Annotated in this window: 15 protein-coding genes; 8 read left to right on the top strand and 7 right to left on the bottom strand. The window is 73.5% G+C overall.

The genetic code is table 11. The features are described from left to right. Positions 1-63: 63 nt before the first annotated feature. Entirely contained in the window at positions 64-1,074 is a 1,011-nt protein-coding gene (gene zapE / locus ACR807_RS11865; protein ID WP_438921313.1) for a cell division protein ZapE, read from the bottom strand. A 39-nt stretch (positions 1,075-1,113) separates the two neighbouring features. On the opposite strand from zapE, the gene ACR807_RS11860 reads away from it, so the two are divergent. From ACR807_RS11860 to ACR807_RS11850, 3 genes are all read left to right on the top strand, one after another. Next, positions 1,114-1,857, top strand: a complete 744-nt coding sequence (locus ACR807_RS11860; RefSeq protein ID WP_438921312.1) for a pyrimidine reductase family protein — start codon at positions 1,114-1,116, stop codon at positions 1,855-1,857. 151 nt (positions 1,858-2,008) lie between these two features. Continuing rightward, a complete protein-coding gene (locus tag ACR807_RS11855) occupies positions 2,009-3,082 on the top strand; it encodes an ATP-dependent DNA ligase (protein WP_438921311.1) in 1,074 nt (357 codons plus the stop codon). 11 nt (positions 3,083-3,093) lie between these two features. Next, positions 3,094-3,543 (top strand): hypothetical protein, encoded by a 450-nt coding sequence (locus tag ACR807_RS11850; protein WP_438921310.1) that lies wholly within the window; start codon positions 3,094-3,096, stop codon positions 3,541-3,543. 46 nt (positions 3,544-3,589) lie between these two features. On the opposite strand, the gene ACR807_RS11845 is transcribed toward ACR807_RS11850, so the two are convergent. Then, positions 3,590-4,510, bottom strand: a complete 921-nt coding sequence (locus tag ACR807_RS11845; RefSeq protein WP_438921309.1) for an EamA family transporter — start codon at positions 4,508-4,510, stop codon at positions 3,590-3,592. 501 nt (positions 4,511-5,011) lie between these two features. Here ACR807_RS11845 and ACR807_RS11840 point away from each other — a divergent pair. Further along, positions 5,012-6,529 carry an alpha/beta hydrolase gene (locus ACR807_RS11840; protein ID WP_438921308.1) on the top strand — a complete coding sequence of 506 codons (1,518 nt, stop codon included), beginning with the start codon at positions 5,012-5,014 and terminating at the stop codon, positions 6,527-6,529. A 370-nt stretch (positions 6,530-6,899) separates the two neighbouring features. Here ACR807_RS11840 and ACR807_RS11835 read toward each other — a convergent pair whose 3' ends face one another. The 3 genes from ACR807_RS11835 to ACR807_RS11825 form a co-directional block, all read right to left on the bottom strand. Continuing rightward, a complete protein-coding gene (locus tag ACR807_RS11835) occupies positions 6,900-7,580 on the bottom strand; it encodes a DUF6319 family protein (RefSeq protein WP_438921307.1) in 681 nt (226 codons plus the stop codon). Between the two features lie 358 nt (positions 7,581-7,938). Further along, positions 7,939-10,710, bottom strand: coding sequence for a glycosyl hydrolase (locus ACR807_RS11830; RefSeq protein WP_438921306.1), 2,772 nt, complete (start codon positions 10,708-10,710; stop codon positions 7,939-7,941). A gap of 115 nt (positions 10,711-10,825) precedes the next feature. Further along, positions 10,826-11,029, bottom strand: coding sequence for a DUF8847 domain-containing protein (locus ACR807_RS11825; RefSeq protein ID WP_438921305.1), 204 nt, complete (start codon positions 11,027-11,029; stop codon positions 10,826-10,828). 472 nt (positions 11,030-11,501) lie between these two features. Between ACR807_RS11825 and ACR807_RS11820 the strand changes: the two genes are divergently transcribed. Then, positions 11,502-11,807 carry a hypothetical protein gene (locus ACR807_RS11820; protein ID WP_438921304.1) on the top strand — a complete coding sequence of 102 codons (306 nt, stop codon included), beginning with the start codon at positions 11,502-11,504 and terminating at the stop codon, positions 11,805-11,807. Between the two features lie 47 nt (positions 11,808-11,854). On the opposite strand, the gene ligD is transcribed toward ACR807_RS11820, so the two are convergent. Further along, positions 11,855-12,847 carry a non-homologous end-joining DNA ligase gene (ligD, locus tag ACR807_RS11815; protein WP_438921303.1) on the bottom strand — a complete coding sequence of 331 codons (993 nt, stop codon included), beginning with the start codon at positions 12,845-12,847 and terminating at the stop codon, positions 11,855-11,857. A gap of 121 nt (positions 12,848-12,968) precedes the next feature. On the opposite strand from ligD, the gene ACR807_RS11810 reads away from it, so the two are divergent. Next, positions 12,969-13,337, top strand: a complete 369-nt coding sequence (locus tag ACR807_RS11810; protein WP_438921302.1) for a hypothetical protein — start codon at positions 12,969-12,971, stop codon at positions 13,335-13,337. 20 nt (positions 13,338-13,357) lie between these two features. Here ACR807_RS11810 and ACR807_RS11805 read toward each other — a convergent pair whose 3' ends face one another. Continuing rightward, on the bottom strand, positions 13,358-13,972 hold the full coding sequence (locus ACR807_RS11805; protein ID WP_438921301.1) for a TetR/AcrR family transcriptional regulator C-terminal domain-containing protein: 615 nt from the start codon (positions 13,970-13,972) through the stop codon (positions 13,358-13,360). A 76-nt stretch (positions 13,973-14,048) separates the two neighbouring features. On the opposite strand from ACR807_RS11805, the gene ACR807_RS11800 reads away from it, so the two are divergent. Together ACR807_RS11800 and ACR807_RS11795 are read left to right on the top strand one after the other, a co-directional pair. Next, positions 14,049-15,200: an acyl-CoA dehydrogenase family protein gene (locus tag ACR807_RS11800; protein WP_438921300.1), complete on the top strand. Its 1,152-nt coding sequence runs from the start codon at positions 14,049-14,051 to the stop codon at positions 15,198-15,200. A gap of 62 nt (positions 15,201-15,262) precedes the next feature. After that, positions 15,263-16,432 carry an acyl-CoA dehydrogenase family protein gene (locus tag ACR807_RS11795; RefSeq protein WP_438921299.1) on the top strand — a complete coding sequence of 390 codons (1,170 nt, stop codon included), beginning with the start codon at positions 15,263-15,265 and terminating at the stop codon, positions 16,430-16,432. Positions 16,433-16,721: the final 289 nt, after the last annotated feature.

Raw genomic sequence — 16,721 nt, 5'->3', positions numbered from 1 at the left:
CCAGCCCCGAACGGAGTCCGTGCCCTCTCCGTTCGGGCTATCAAGCCTGGTCAGGGGTGGTGATCACCGGGAGAGGGCGACGAGCCGCGACACCGCCCGCAGGTACTTCTTGCGGTACCCGCCGCGCAGCATCTCGGCGGTGAACAGCTCGGGCAGCGGCTCGCCGGACACGGCCACCGGGATGTCCCGGTCGTAGAGGCGGTCGCCGAGGGCCACCAGGCGCAGCGCGACGGCCTGGTCGGGCGCGGGCCGCACGCCCCGCAGGTGCACGGCGGTGACGCCGTCGACGAGCCGGCCGTAGCTCGACGGGTGGATGCGCGCCAGCGCCGCGCACAGGTCGCCGAAGTCGTCGAGCGTGCTCCCGGGGGTGCCCTCGGCCTTCGCGACCAGTTCCTCGTCGCTCATCGGGGGCGGCGCGTCGGGCAGGCCGCGGTGCCGGTAGTCGGGGCCGTCGACGCGGACCACGGTGAACCTCGCGGACATGGACTGGATCTCGCGCAGGAAGTCGGCGGCGGCGAACCGGCCCTCGCCGAGCTTGTCCGGCAGCGTGTTGGAGGTGGCCGCGACCGACACGCCCGCCGCGGTCAGCTCCTTGATCAGGCGCGTCACCAGCATGGTGTCGCCCGGGTCGTCCAGCTCGAACTCGTCGATCGCGAGCAGCCGGTGGCCGGACAGCCGCGCCACCGTCTCCGGGAACCCGAGGGCGCCGACGAGGTTGGTCAGCTCGACGAACGTGCCGTACGCCTTGGGGCCGGGCACGGCGTGCCAGGTGGAGGCGAGCAGGTGGGTCTTGCCGACGCCGAACCCGCCGTCGAGGTAGAGGCCGGGCTTGGCGTCGTCCGGCTGCGACCGCTTGAACAGCGACCCGAGCCAGCCGCGGCCCCCGCCCGCGGAGACCCGTTCGGCGAACTCGCGGCACGCGGTGACGGCCTCGGCCTGGCTGGGCTCGTCGGGGTTGGGGAGGTAGGTGTCGAAGCGCACGCCGTCGAACCTCGGCGGCGGGACCATCGACCCCACCAGCTCGTCCGCCTCGACGTGCGGGGTTCGGTCGGACAGGCGCGGCGGGGCGGACATGCCCGAAGCCTAACGGCGTGCTGGGATGTGGCGGTGCGGATGTTGTGGCCACCACGCGAGGACGAGATCACCGACGCCGAACTGGAACGGCTCTACGACTACCCGGAGGACCTCGACCGGCCGTTCGTGCAGGTCAACTTCGTGTCCAGCGTGGACGGGGCGGTGTCGGTCGACGGCCGGTCCCGGGCGCTGGGCAACGCCGCGGACAAGAAGGTGTTCACGCTGGGCCGCGACCTGTGCGACGTGGTGCTGGTGGGCGCCGGCACGGCCCGCGCCGAGGGCTACCACGGGGTGAAGGCCACCGAGGTGCGCGCGGGGCGGCGGTCCCGGCTGGGCCTGTCGCCGGTGCCGCCGATCGCGGTGGTGACCGCGCGGTGCTCGGTCGAGCCGTCGTCGCCGCTGGTCGCGGACACCGTCGTGCCGACGATCGTGCTGACCGCCGAGTCGGCGCCCCGGGAACGGCGGGAGGCGCTGGCCGACGCGGGCGCGGATGTGGTGGTCGCGGGCGGGTCGTCGGTGGACCCGGCCGCGGCGCTGCGGGCGCTGGACGAGCGGGGGCTGCGCCGCGTCGACTGCGAGGGCGGGCCCGCCCTGTTCGGCTCGCTGGTCGCCGCGGACCTGGTGGACGTGCTGTGCGTGACGTTCTCGCCGCTGCTCGCCGGCGGCGACGCGGGGCGCATCGCCCGCGGTCCCCTCCCGGAGGCGCCGCGGTCGCTGGAGCTGGCGTCGGTGCTGCACGCCGACAGCGCGCTGCTGCTGCGCTACCGCCGGGCCCGCGCGTGACCCCGGACCGGGCCACCGCCGGCAACCGGCCCACCGCCGGCTACCGGGCCACCGCCGGCAATCGGGCCACCGCCTGCGACCGGCCGGCGCCGGGGGCGGTCGTGCGCGGGAACGCGTGCGCCGGGACCGGTCGACGGGGCAGGATGGCCGCGTGGCGCTCCCGCTGACCCCTCCCGTGCAGCCGATGCTGGCCAACGCGGTGGACGAGATCCCGACCGGCTCGGACCTGGTGTTCGAACCCAAGTGGGACGGCTACCGCGTCCTGGTGTTCCGCGACGGGGACGAGGTGCTGCTCCAGTCGCGCAGCGGCAAGCCGCTCAACCGCTACTTCCCCGAGGTCGAGGCGGCGCTGCGGCGCACCCTGCCGCCGCGGGTCGTGGTGGACGGCGAACTCGTCGTCGCCAAGGACGGCAAGCTCGACTTCGACGCGCTGACCGAGCGCATCCACCCGGCGGCCAGCCGCGTCGCCCTGCTCTCCGGGAGCACGCCCGCCGGGTTCGTGGCGTTCGACCTGCTCGCGCTCGGCGACGACGTGCTGCTGGAGGAGCCGACCACCGCCCGCCGTGCCCGCCTCGAAGCCCTGGTCACGCCCGGCGACGGGCTGTTCCTCACGCCCGCGACGACCGACGTGTCGCTGGCCCTGGAGTGGTTCGGCCTGTTCGAGGGCGCGGGCCTGGACGGGGTGATCGGCAAGCCCGCCGACGCCGCGTACGAACCGGGCAGGCGCGTCATGGTCAAGGTCAAGCACCAGCGCACCGCCGAGTGCGTCGTCGCCGGCCTGCGCTGGCACAAGGGCACCGAGCCCGGCACCGCCGTCGGTTCGCTGCTGCTCGGCCTGCACGACGCGGCGGGCGTGCTGCACCACGTGGGCGTCGTCGGCTCGTTCAAGGCCGCCGAGCGGCGCGAGCTGGCCGGGGAGCTGGCCGGGCTGATCACCTCCGACGACCACCCGTGGCTGGTGGAGCCGGACGGCCGCCGCCTGCCCGGCGAGGTCAACCGGTGGCGCGGCAAGCACGCCGAGTGGGTGCCGCTGCGCCCGGAACGCGTCCTGGAGATCGCCTACTCGCAGACCGAGGGCGCGGCGCCCGCGAGGCTGCGGCACAACGGCCAGTTCCGGCGGTGGCGGCCCGACCGCGAACCCGGCTCGTGCGGCTACGACCAGCTGGAGCAGCCCGCCCGCTACGACGTCGAATCGGTGCTGCGCGGCGAGGTGCGACCCGCGTAACCTGCTCGGTCGTGGGGGACGTGGAGAAGCTGGTCCAGGAGCTGGACGACCGGATGCTGCGCGACTGCAAGCGGCTGTCGCTGTGGCGGGTGGTGCACCGCAGCACCGGCATGGCCTACACGGTCGTGCTGATCCTGGTGCCCGCCGTGCTGGCGGTGGGGTTCACCTCGTCGGAGACGGTGCTCGGCAAGGTGCTGCTGCTCGCGGCGGCCGTCGTGGGCGGGCTGAACGTGACGTTCAAGCCGTACCTGCACAGCCGCAAGCGCCGCAACGACGTGAACGCGGTGCGGCTGATGCGCGACGAGTTCCGCGCCGAGGTCGCGGCGGGCGACGACGTGCTCGGCGCGTACCGCCGGTACTCGGCCGCCTACGCCGCGGAGTTCGAGAAGCGCGGCGGGGAGCTGCTCGACGGCACGCTCGGCGTGGAGGAACCCGCGAAGTCCCCGCCCGAGCGGCCCTGACCTCCTCCGGGAAGTCCGCACGCGGCCACGTCGCTCGGCGCCCCCGCTACACGTCCGGTCTCGCCGTGCAGGTGGCCCCGACCGACGCGAGGACCACGCAGAACACCGCGACCCACTGCGCGGGGTGCAGGGCCTCGTGGAGCACCACCAGACCGGCCAGCGCGGCGACCGCCGGTTCCAGGCTCATCAGGATGCCGAACACGCGCGGCGGGATGCTGCGCAGCGCCTCCAGCTCCAGCGAGTAGGGGATCACCGAGGACAGCAGCGCCACCGCGGCCCCCGCGAGCAGCACCACCGGGTCGAGCAGCGCCGTGCCCGCCTCGGCCACGCCGAACGGCAGCACGAGCGCCGAGCCGAACACCATCGCCAGCGCGAGGCCGCCGCCGTCGGACGTGCGGCTGCCCAGGGCCGCCGCCATCAGGATGTACCCGGCCCAGCACGCCGCCGCGCACAGCGCGAACAGCACGCCGGGCAGCGCGAGGCCGCCGTCGACCCTGGTCAGCAGCAGCACCCCGGCCGCCGCGAGCAGCGCCCACAGGCCGTCCAGCCACCGGCGCGAGCCGAGCACGGCCACCGCCAGCGGCCCGAGGAACTCGATCGTGACGGCCGCGCCCAGCGGGATGTGCTTGATCGACTGGTAGAAGGTGAGGTTCATCGCGCCCAGCACGAGGCCGTAGCCGGCGACGACGAGCCAGGTGCGCGCGTCCATCCGCAGCGAGGGCCGCCACACCAGCAGCAGCACGGCGGAGGCGAGGACGAGCCGCAGCGTCACCGTGCCCGAGGCCCCGACCAGGCTGAACAACTGCTTCGCGACCGCCGCGCCCACCTGCACGCTGACGACGCCCAGCAGCACCAGCGCGGGCGGCGGCACCGCCCTGAAAGCCCGCGCCGCGGCCGCGAACGGGCCGGGGCGGTCGTAGCGGCGTTCCGGAAGGCCCTCGACGTGCACCATCACCACGGGGTCCATCCTGCACGCCGGTCGTCCCACGACCCGCACAGCGGACGCCTCCCGGTGACCCACGTCTCACCGGTGCCGCGCAGGCGGGGCCACTCCCCCGCGCCGCCCTCCACGGACCGCCGCCAGACGACACGGAGCGCCGCCGGACCACAGCGCCCGCCGGACCACAGCGCCCGCCGAGCCACAGCGTCCGCCCGCGTGCCGCAGCGCCCGCCAGACCACAGCGCCCACCCGCGTGCCGCAGCGCCCGCCCTCGCTGCCCGCCAGACCACAGTTGTCCGTCCGCGCGCGATACCCCGCCCGGCTGGGTCGCCCGGCAGCCCGCCCGGCAGGGTAGCGACGCCGCACGCTGCGCAGGGGTCCCCGCCAGGGGGTCCCCTGCTTTTCATCTTGCCGGCCACCACCGACACTCCCGCTCACCGAAGTCTCACCTGGACTGTGTGAGGCTGGGCCAACGCTGTTGGGAGAGAGCGAGGGACCGCTGTGCCGCGTCGGCGTCACGCCGCCTTGATGCTGGTGGCTCTGAGCGCGCTGGCCGCGTGCAGCGCGGGCCCGTCGACGAGACCCGTGATCGCCGTGCACGGCGACGGCGGCGACGAGTCGCCCGTCGTGGTCCCCTCCGGTCCCCGCGAGGTGCCTCCGCTCGCCGAGGGCGACGAGGTCGGCCTGTCGTGGAGCGGCTGCACGGACACGGTCCGCGACCGGATGGGCGACACGGCCCCCGCCGGCGGCCAGGAGTACGAGTGCGCGCAGCTGACCGTCCGCCTCGACGCGCCGAACCGGCCCGGTCGGGGCAGCCTCGGCCTGGGGCTGCTGCGCGTCGGCACGGGCGGCAGCCCGCTGGTGGTGGTCGGTGACGCCGAGGGCGAGCCGGGCAGCCTGAAGGCGGCGCGGCTGGCCGCGTCGCTGCCGGCGGACCTGCTGAGCACGTTCACGCTGATCGGCGTGGACCGGCGCGGCACCGGGCAGTCCGACGGCGTGCAGTGCGTGCCGGAGGCGGCGCGGGCCGGGATCGTCGAGTCCGACCCGGCCGAGGAGACGCAGGACGACCTGCTGGAGGCCATCGGCCGGGCCAGCCAGGAGTGCGTGCTCGACCTGGAGAACCGGCTGCCGGCGGTCGACTCGTGGCGCGCGTCGGCCGACCTGGAGCAGTTGCGCGAGGCGCTGGGCGTGCCGCACCTCAACGCGATCGGCGTCGGCGACGGCTCGAAGGTGCTGACCCTGTACGCGAGCCGCTTCCCGGACCGGATCGGCCGGATGGTGTTCGACGGCGCGCCGGACCCGACGCTGGACGTGCAGGGCGTGACCGAGGCGCGCGCGGTGGCGGCCGAGGCGGCGTTCACCGCGTTCCAGGACGACTGCGCGGTGCGCGGCTGCCCGTTGGGCGCGTCGGCGAAGGACCGGTTCACCGCCCTGCTGGGGACGTTGCGCGACGCCCCGATCCGCGGTGAGGACGTCGACCTGACGCCGGGCACCGCGACGGTGGCCGTGCTGGCGGGTCTCGCGGACCGCTCGCGGTGGCCCGCGCTGGCCGACGCGCTGGTGGCGGCGGAGGACGGTGACGGCGCGAAGCTGACGGCGTTCGTCGAGCCGGTGCTGCTGGACTCCGCCGACAACCCGCCGCGGTTGGACGCCGGCATCGTCACGGGCTGCAACGACACGGCGACCCGCATCCCGCCCGAGCGGGTGGCGGGGCTGACCGAGGACTGGCGCGACAAGCACCCGCTGTTCGGCGCCTACTTCGCCCGGAAGCTGCTCACCTGCGGCCCGTTCCCGGTGCCGCAGCCGGCGACGGTGCCGAAGCTCGTCGGGGCTCCCCCGGTCGTGGTGCTCACGTCGGCCGCCGACCCGGTGACACCGGCGGCGGGTGGCGAGCGCGCGGCGCAGGCGCTGCCGGCGGGCGTGCTCATCGGCTGGCAGGGCGCGGGGCACGGCGCGCTGGGCAACTCGTCGTGCGCGACGACGGCGGCGCGGGACTTCCTGGTGGACGCGAAGGTCCCGACGTCCGGCACGGTCTGCCCGCCCTGATCGGCGACCGCGCGGCAGGACCCGGGAGCGCAGGAGGAACCGGGGGCGCGGGAGGACCCGGGACCGGGTGGCGGAGGTGTCCCCGTTCCCGGCGCGCCGGGGCGGCCGGGACCGGGGCGACCGACGAGGTCTAACAGCTCGAACAGCAGCCGCAGCCGGGACCCGTGCACCCGGTGCAGCAGCCGCACCCGTCGAGCCGGACCTGCTCGGCCGTCGTGATCTCGACTGTCATGGTGGCCTCCCCGTGATCGAACGCGGACATCCGGACCGAACGTAGGTCGCCCCCACCGTCCGCCCTACCGCTGGGCGTGGGAAGTACCCTCACCCGATCGCGGAACGCCAATCATCATTATGTTGCAATACGTGTTCATCAGCCCGTGAGTTCGTCCAGCGCGCGTTGCGCGGCCTCCAGTTCCGCGCGGAGCTGCTCGACGCGGGCGAGGTGGCGTTCCCGCGCCGCGGTGAGCACGCTGTCGACCGCCTCGTCGACCTCGGCGGGCAGCAGCTTCGCCGCCGCGGCCACCGCGGACGCCGCCACGGGCGCCGCCTTGAGCGTCCGCTTAGCGCCCCACTGCACGTCGACCGTCCACTCGCCCTCGGCCGTCGACACCAGCGTCACCGTCACCTCGGCCGGCTTGGCCTGCTTGCGCGACGCCGCCGGCTTGGCCGCGGGCTTGGCGGCCGGGGGCGGCGGCGCGGGCGCGGGCTTGGGCTTCGCGGGCGGCGGCGCGGGCGTGTAGATGTGCTCGACGGGGGCGGGCGCGGCCGGTTCGGGTTCCTTCGCCGCCGGCACGGTCCGCTTGCGCGGCGCGGGCTTCTCCACGGTCAGCTCGGCGGGCGAGAACGACAGGTCGTCCTTCTCCCCCGTGGGCCGCACCTGGATGAAGTCGCCCTCGGCGGGGTCGGTGAAGGCCACGACCTTCGCCGAGCGCCCCGCTTCCACGCCGACCGCGGCGGAGGTGAACCAGACCTGGGCCGGGCGACCCGCGGCCAACTCCCCGCGCAGAAAGCCGATGTCCTCCTCGGACAACGAGTTCTTCGGCTTCGCCATCTCGGTTACCTCCACGACTTGCACAAGACCTGTCGGGGTGAAGCTTGCCCTACGGCACCGACAATCCCGCGAGCCGCCGGTCGTGCGCACGCCCGCTCGACGAACTCGCCGCGGGCACCGACCGCGGGGAAGGGCCGGGCACGACCTCCGGCGGCCACGTCCCGGGGCTCCCGGTCGGCCGGCGGGCGGCGCGACGGGCGCCACGGCCAGCGCGACGACGTCCACAAAGGACGAACGCCGGGCGGCGGGTGGACCGCCGCCCGGCGTCGTGGTCGCCGGGGGAACCGGCGCGTCCGCTGCTCGGGGTGGACGCCGCACCGCACCGGTGGTGAGACCGGCGTGGTGCGGCGGTGGGGCACTAGGAACCGAAGGTGATCCAGTTGACGTTGACGAAGTCGGCGGGCTGGCCGCTGGTGAACGTCAGGTAGACGTCCTGGCGGCCGGTGAGGCCGGTGATGTTGGCGGGCACGGTGCGCCACGACTGCCAGCCGCCGGTGTTGGCGATGGCGAAGCTGCCCACCGGGGTGGCGGTGGGGCTGCCGACGCGGACCTCGACCAGGCCGCTGACACCGCCGGCGGCGCCGCCGGCGACCCGGGCGGAGAACTGGCGGCCGGTGCGGCTGCCGAAGTCCACGCCCCGGAACAGCGCCCAGTCGCCGTTGGCGATGGCCGCGATGTTCTGCCCGCCGCCGGTGTCGGTGGTGGTCTCCTTGATCAGGCCGTTCTGCTGGTCGTGGGACTCGGCCTGGATGGTGGAGAACGCGTCGCGGCTGGTCGGCGGCGCGGTCGTCGTGGTGGTGGTCGTCGTGGTGGTCGTGGTCGTCGACGTGGTGGTGGTCGACGTGGGCGTCACGCCGCCGGAACCGGAGTCGACGCCGCTGCCCGCCGGGCCGCGCCACGCCGTGGACGACGCCGGGACGCTCAGCGACTGGCCGTCGGAGAACGTGACGGTGGTCGCCGCCGCACCGGCGTTGTAGGCGACGTAGGTGCGCGCGCCGTTCTTGCTCAGCACGGCGTGCGTGGGCACGTTCGCCGTCACCGACGTGTCGGGCGTGCCGAACGCGTCGAGCGAGGTGATCCAGTGGTAGGCGTGGGCGCGGGAGTCGCCGCTCTCCGGCTCCAGGCCGGAGCCGTACTGGGCGAGCGCCTGCGCCGGGTCGGCCAGCGCCAGGAACTGGGTGATGACGTCCTTCCACTCGACCTCGGTGCCGCCGTTGTTGGCCCGCAGCTCGGCGATGTTCTGGAGGATGTCGGCCTTGTAGTCGGCGTGGTAGAGCGACCCGCCGGTGATCGGCAGCATGTTGATGCCGTGGATCTCCTCCGGGTTCGCGGTCCACCACGTGCTGTAGCTGGCGCCCGCGCCCCACACCATGCCGACGGTGTCGTGCCGGAAGTTCGCCGGGAACACCGCGTTGTCCTTGTCGAACCAGTACTGGGCGATCGCGGTCTCCTGCGTGGTGTGCAGGTAGATGCCGAGGTCGCGCATCGCGGTGTCACCGGTGGCCTGGCCGAACAGCACGGCGGCGGTGGCGAACATCATGCCCTCGGACGAGGACTCCTCGTTGTTGCCGTGCGCGAAGCCCGCGTGGCCCGAGGCCCAGCCCTGGCCCGCGTAGGCGTCGAAGTTGCGCAGGAACGGGAACCGCGTCTCGCCGCGGTCGTAGTTGTTGGCGTCCTTGACGAGCAGCTTCACCATGCCGCCGTAGCGGGCGTCCGACGCCCACGCCTGGTCGTGCTGGGCGACGATCGCGGCGGCCAGCACGTAGTAGCCGTAGTGGAAGTGGTGGTCGTTCAGCTCGGCGTCGGTGCCGTAGCCCGCCGGGTAGCCGGTGAGCGCGCCCCACGTCGAGTCGTAGGCGAAGTGCCGGCCGGCCTCGCCCGGCGACGCGGTGAGCCAGTCGCTGAGCCGGTCGCGGACCAGGGTGATCAGCCGGTCGCGGCCCGCGGTGTAGCCGATCTGGTTGGCGACGCGGGCCAGCGCGGCGAGCCGCCACAGGGCCTTGCCGGTCCAGTACGTGTCGTTCGCGCCCTTCCACGGGTCGGCCGCGTTCAGCTCCTGGTCGATCTCGGCGCGCAGCCGGTTCCGGTCCGCCGACGGCGACAGGGGCAGGGCCGGCAGCACGCCGTTGAACGCGCTGCGCGTGGTGAACGACGCGCCCTCGCGCAACCGCATCTCGCCGCGCGGCGAGGTGTAGCGGTAGGCGGTGGTGGCGTCCGGCGAGGTGAGCCACTGGTGCCGGTACAGCGCCTGGAGGGTGCCGGTCTGCGTGCCCTGGCGGGCGGTCGTGGTCGCCGTGTAGGTGGCGACGAGCTGGGCGCTGCCCGCGTTGTAGGTCCAGGAGACCTTCGTGTCCGTGACGAACGAGAACGCGTACTTCTGGAACAGGCCCAGCGCGTCGCGGCTCGGCAGGACCGCCACCGAGAAGAACGCGGCGTTCGACGTCGCCTCGGCGGTGCCCACGACGTTCCAGGCGCTCGGCGAGAACAGGGCGTAGTCGCGGCCGTTGACCGACACGCCCAGCGTGGTGCCCGTGTTGCTCCAGATCGTGGTGGCGCCGTTGAACCCGACGCGCGCCGCGCCGCCGGTCGCCTCCGCGTAGACGTAGGGCGAGCCGTGGCCGATGGTCGTGCGCAGGGTGCGCGTCCCGTCGGTCCACAGGGGACTGACCGTCCAGTCGGACCAGCCGTCGACCTGGGTGCGCGGCGCGTTCAGGCCGCTGACGCCGACGAACAGGTCGTCGGTGTGCATGAACTCGTAGAACCGGCCGTCGGGCGTGATGTTCGGGCTGGTCGGGTAGCCGACGCCGAGGCCCTGCGCCGCCGCGTGGAACGTCAGCGGGTGGGCGTACATGTTCTCGGAGTACGGGTTGCCGGGGTAGCGCTGGAAGACCAGCGAGGACCACCAGTCGTTGGACGGGACCGGCTTGCCGGCCATCCGGGAGGTGACCTTGGGCGTCAGGGGCGCGCCGTTCTGGTCGGACGGGCCGACGGTGCCGGCGGGGCGGGTGGCGGCGTAGCTGCCCGCGCCGACCGTGACGGCGTTGGCCGTCCCGGGCAGGGCGAGCGGTATCGCGGCGACCGCGGCCACGGCGACCGCGGCGGCCGCCAGGTGGGGTCGGATGGAACGCACAGGGACCTCCAGCAGGGACTCACAGCAGTGTGAGAGCGCTCTCACGCAAACGGTAAACCGGACATCGCCCGGATGTCTACGGGTGAGGGCTTCTGACCCTGTCAAGAACCGCCCGCTACGAGCCGCCCTCGACGCGCAGGTGGTACTCGCAGCCGTACTCGACGGCGTACTGGAGGTCGTAGTGGTGCACGATCTTGGGACCGCTGTGCAGGTGCACGTGGGTGACGGTCGGCCTGGGCGCCTCGGGGGCGCGCGCGTGGGAGTCGACCCTCCCGTCGAGGGGACCACCGACGAACCGCACCACGTACGCCTGGGTCATCGGCCTGCCTCCCTCGTGTCGGCGCTCCTCCCATGGTACGAGCAGAGCAGCGGGTTCGCGGCCGATCCGGCGCCCGGACCAGCCGGTTGCACCAGCGCGGTCGTCGCACAACCCCGGAGGAACGAACGGGAAGAACAGGTTTCCACCGTGCCGACCTGCTCACGACAACAATCGCCGTCATCGGCACCGCCTTGTCGGCCGGTTTGGTGCTCACCGCCCGATCAGCCCTTCATCGGGGCAACGGTTTTCCGACAGCCGGTATGCGCAGGGACGACACAAAGAATCGGAGGCGAAGGAGGCGGCGGCAGCAGCAAGGGGCACCAGATCGCACCACCCCCGCTTTCCGCCCACAATTCCGTCGACCACCAGCCGTTATCATCGGCCGGCCCCGTCGCCGGCGTTCCGACCCGCGCCCAACGGTGCAGCGCACGCCGAGACCCGCACGAGGTACGGGCGACCCCGAGGAGGAGCCATGCCCGCCAAGATCGACGACCGCACCGTGAAGCCGCTCCGGTACGTGCTCGCCGCCGCCGGGTTCCTCGTACTGGTCGCGATCGCGACGCTGATCGCGAACGGCCGGGTGGACGTCGCCGCAGTCGACCTGCTGGTCGTCTCGTGGGTCGCGGGCCCGTTGATCGGCCTCGCGTTCCTGATCTGGTTCGTCACCACCTTGAACTCGATCGCCCGCAGCCTGCGCGAGCAGACCCGGATCGCCCGGCACACGGCGCGGCAGCTCGAACTCCTCGTCGCCCGTGAGGGTGCCGCCACCCGTTCGTGACCCCGCCGGGCATCCACACAGGACCGCCACGCGCCGTTTCCGCAGCTCTAACCCTTCTTCCGCGACGGCTGCACGCGCGGCGGCTCGCCGGGCATCTTCGGGTAGTCCGGCGGGTAGGGCAGCTCGCCCCGCTCGTCGTTCGCGTACCAGTCGAGCAGCGCCTCCAGGCCGAACGCCTCGCCGTCAAGGCCGGCGTGCGGGTCGCCGTGCTCGGCCAGGTACCCCGGCACGGTCAGCACGTCGAAGTCGTCCGGGTCCACGGTGGACAGCCGCTCCCACGTGACCGGCGTGGACACGGTCGCGCGCGGCGTGCCGCGGACCGACCAGGCGGACGCGATGGTGCGGTCGCGGGCGGCCTGGTTGAAGTCGAGGAACACGCGCTCGCCGCGCTCCTCCTTCCACCACGACGTGGTCGCCCGGTCCGGCACGCGCCGCTCCACCTCGCGGGCCAGGGCGATCACCGCGTGCCGCACGTCCACGAAGTCCCACTCCGGGCGGACGCGGACGGCGACGTGCACGCCCCGCCCGCCCGACGTCTTCGGGTAGCCGGTCATGCCCAGCTCGTCAAGGACCTCGCGCAGCACCAGCGCCACCTCGACGGCGTCGCGGAAGTCGGTGCCCGGCTGCGGGTCCAGGTCGACGCGCAGCTCGTCGGGGCGGTCGGTGTCGGCCCGCCGCACGGGCCACGGGTGGAAGTCGAACGTGCCGAGGTTCGCCGCCCACGCCAGCACCGCGGGCTCCGTGGGGCACACCTCGTCCGCGGGCCGCCCCGACGGGAACCTCACCCGCGCCGTGCCCACCCACTCGGGCGCGCCCTTGGGCAGCCGCTTCTGGTAGAACGCCTCACCGGTGACGCCGTCGACGTACCGCTTCAACGTGGTCGGCCGGTCCCGCAGCACGCGCAGCAGCGGCTCGGCGACCGCCAGGTAGTACTCGACGACCTGGAGCTTGGTGATCCCCCGCTCCGGGAAGTAGACCTTGTTCGGGTTCGACACCCGCACCGCGCGTTCGCCCACCGTGAGTTCCACCGCTTCGGCCACGCGGCGAGCCTAACCGGTGTTGCTCCGATGGGTTGGAGTCGTCGCGCGGATCTCCCCCGGTCACGGCGCTGCGCTAGGGTTCTTGATCGATACGCGCAGCGCACCGGGGGAGGGTACGCCCGTGGTCGACGACGACGCGCCCGGCGAGGACGTGCTCGGTGGGGACGCGCCCGGCGGGGACGCGGAGGGGTTCGCCCTGCCGGGCTCCGGGTGGTGGAGCCTCTTCGGGGCCGGGGTGGTCGACCTGGTCGCCGCCACGAGGGCGCTGGCCGCCGCGAACGACGCCCGCGAGCCGCGCGTCGACCCGGCCGTGGTCGAGTCGATGGCCCGCAAGCTCGGCGACGTGCGGGTCGCGCTCGACGAGGCCGGACCGGAGATCTGCGGGCTGGTCGGCGCCGACGTCGTGCCCGGCCTCGACCGGGCGCTGCGGGACCTGGAGGACCAGCTGCGGCGCAGCTGCGCGCTGCGCCGGGAACGCCACGACCCGTGACCGGTCCCCCGACGGGGTCGTCAGCCCGGCACCCGCACGGCCAGGCCGGTGACGAACGCCTCCAGCGCCAGCTCGAAGCTGTCGTGGTCCAGCTCCCGCGCCACCGACGGCAGCAGGTGCGCCTTGTCCAGGTTCGGGTACCGGTCGCGGTAGAGCGCCTGGTCCTCGGAGAACCCGCTGGAGAACGAGGTGAGCGCCGCGCCGAACACCAGGTACATCAGGGACGCGGCGATCATCGTGGCCTCGCGCCGCGACCACCCGGCCGACACCAGGCCGCCGTGCACGACGTCCAGCCGCCGCAGCGACGCCTCGCGGTGCGCGGGGCCGTAGGCGAGGAACGGCACGATGTTCGGGTGCGCCGCCAGCGCCGCCCGGTAGGAGCGCGCCGCGCTGACCAGGCCGTGCCGCCAGTCGCCGCCCTCGAAGCCGGACACGTCGACCCCGGACAGGATCTCGGCGGCCACCTCGTGCAGCAGGTCGTCCTTCGTGGCCACGTGCCCGTACAGCGAGGCGGCCTGAACGCCCAGCTCAGCGGCCAGCTTGCGCATCGACAGGCCGTCGAGGCCGTCGCGGTCGATGATGTGCAGGGCGACGGTCCGGATGCGCGAGGCACTCAGGATCGGGTTCCTCGGCATGTCGCTCCCCTTGCCTGTGGTCGAGTCCGCGCCTAGGTTAGATAACCTAACAGCGTTCGGTTAGGAGGTCGTCCCGGTGGATCTGCGCATCTCCGACGAACACCGGCAGCTCCAGGAGCTGGCCCACAGGTTCACCGAGGAGCGGATCGTCCCGCACGCCGCGCGCTGGGACCGCGACGAGGCCATCGACCGCGACCTCGTGCCCGCCCTCGGCGACGTCGGCTTCCTCGGCCTCGGCGTCGACGAGGAGCACGGCGGCTCCGGCGGCGACAACCTCGCGTACTGCCTCGTCCTCGAAGAGGTCGCCCGCGGCGACTCGGCCGTGCGCGGCATCATCTCCGTCTCCCTCGGGCTCGTCGGCAAGACCATCGCCAAGCACGGCTCCGACGAGCAGAAACAGCGGTGGCTGCCCGGCCTGTGCTCCGGGCGCCTGATCGGCTGCTTCGGCCTCACCGAACCCGGCACCGGCTCCGACGCCGCGTCCCTCGCCACCCGCGCCGAACGCTCCGGCGACGACTGGCTCATCACCGGCGCCAAGGTCTTCATCACCAACGGCACCTGGGCCGACGTCGCCCTGATCTTCGCACGAACGGGTGGTCCCGGACCGCGCGGCATCACCGCGTTCCTCGTCCCCACCGGCACACCCGGCTTCACCGCCACCGAGATCCGCGGCAAGCTCGGCATGCGCGGCCAGGCCACCGCCTCCCTCGCGCTCGACGGCGTCCGCGTCCCCGACTCCGCGCGCCTCGGCGACCTCGGCGGCGGGTTCAGGCTCGCCATGGCCGCCCTCGACCGCGGCCGCATGTCGGTGGCCGCCGGGTGCGTCGGCGCGGCCCGCGGCGCCCTGGAGGCCGCCGTGGAGTACGCCGGCGAACGCGAGCAGTTCGGCAAACCCATCGCCGGCTTCCAGCTCGTCCAGGAACTGCTCGCCGACATGGCCGTCGAGACCGACGCCGCGCGCCTGCTCACCTGGCGCTGCGCCGACCTCGCCGACCGCGGCGAACCGTTCCGCACCGAGGCGTCCATGGCGAAGCTGTACGCCTCCGAAGCCGCCGTGCGCGTCGCGAACAACGCCATCCAGGTGTTCGGCGGGTACGGCTACGTCGACGAGTACCCCGTCGGCAAGTACCTGCGCGACACCCGCGTCACCACCCTCTACGAGGGCACCAGCCAGATCCAGAAGTTGCTCATCGGCCGGGCGCTGACCGGCGTCAACGCGTTCACGTAGCCCGCGGCTCGCGATGTGCGGTCCGCGGCTCGCGGCTCGCGGTTCAGAGGGAGGACACGGACATGGACTTCACGCTCGACGACGAGCAGAAGGAGATCCGCGAGTGGGTGCGGACCTTCGTGCGCAAGGAGGTCGCCCCGCTCGAACCCGAGGTGCTGCGCCGCGAACGCGCCGGGCAGCCCGGGCTCGCGCGCGACGAGCTCAAGGAACTCCAGGACAAGGCCAAGGCCGCCGGGTTCTTCGGCGTCCTCACCCCCCAGGAGTACGGCGGCATGGGCCTCGGCGCGCTCATGACGGCGCTCGTCGAGGCCGAGCTCGGCCGCAGCTTCGTGCCGTTCCGCTTCGGCGGGTACGCCGACAACATCCTGTTCCACGGCAACGAGGAGCAGAAGCAGCGGTACCTGCTGCCCACCATCTCCGGTGAGCGCGTGTCGTGCTTCGCCATCACCGAACCCGGCGCCGGGTCCGACGCCAAGGCGATCCGCACGTCCGCCCGCAAGGACGGCGGCGACTGGGTCATCAACGGCGAGAAGACGTTCATCACGCAGGGCAACGAGGCCGACTTCGTGATGGTGTTCGCCGTGACCGACCGCGAGAAGGGCGCCGACGGCGGCGTGACCTGCTTCCTCGTCGACCGCGACATGGGCTGGAAGTCCGAGCCCATCCCCACCATGGGCCAGTGGGGGCCCGCCGCGCTCGTGTTCGACGACGTGCGCGTCCCCGAGGAGAACGTCCTCGGCGAGGTCGGGCACGGCTTCACCCTCGCCATGCAGTGGATCGGCCAGGGCCGCTACCTGCTCCCGGCGCGCGCCCTCGGGTCGTGCGAGCGGCTGGTCGAGATGGCCGTCGAGCAGGCCAAGAACCGGGTGACGTTCGGGCAGCCCATCGCCGAGTACCAGGCCATCCAGTGGATGCTCGCCGACTCGGCGGTCGAGATCGAGGCGCTGCGCTGGCTGGTCCTGCACGCCGCGTGGCTGGTCGACCAGGGCGCCGACTCGCGGCAGGCCCAGTCGATGGCCAAGCTCTACGGCGGCATCAAGGCCAACGAGATCGTCGACCGGGTGCTCCAGATCCACGGCGGCATGGGCTACACCCGTGAGCTGCCGATCGAGCGCTGGTACCGCGAACTCCGCCTGCTGCGCATCTACGAGGGCACGGACGAGATCCAGCGCCGCACCATCGCCCGCAACCTGCTCAAGGGGCACGCGAAGGTCACCGGCACCCTGGGCTGACCCCCACCGCTCCAGGCCGGCGGCCACCCGGCACCCGACCCGCGCGCCAGCCCCGACCAGCGCGCCAGCCCCGACCGACGCCCGCCCCGCGCCGGTCGGGGCGCGGCCCACACCCAGCCGGGCGTTCACCCAGCCGGGCGTTCGGACCTCGCCACCTCGGGCCCACCCCGACCACCAGGCGCCCGCCCAACTGCTCCAAGCACGTTCCCGCAGGTCAGCCGCCCCGGACAAGCCACCCCCGTGCCGGGCACCCGGACCGGCCACCCCGTGCCAGTCGTTCCAAGCCAGC

Origin of the sequence: Saccharothrix sabaoui, from assembly GCF_051756985.1 — a bacterium.
Lineage (GTDB): Bacteria > Actinomycetota > Actinomycetes > Mycobacteriales > Pseudonocardiaceae > Actinosynnema.
The sequence above is the reverse complement of the archived record's forward strand: the minus strand, read 5'-3'. Positions and strand labels throughout refer to the sequence as shown.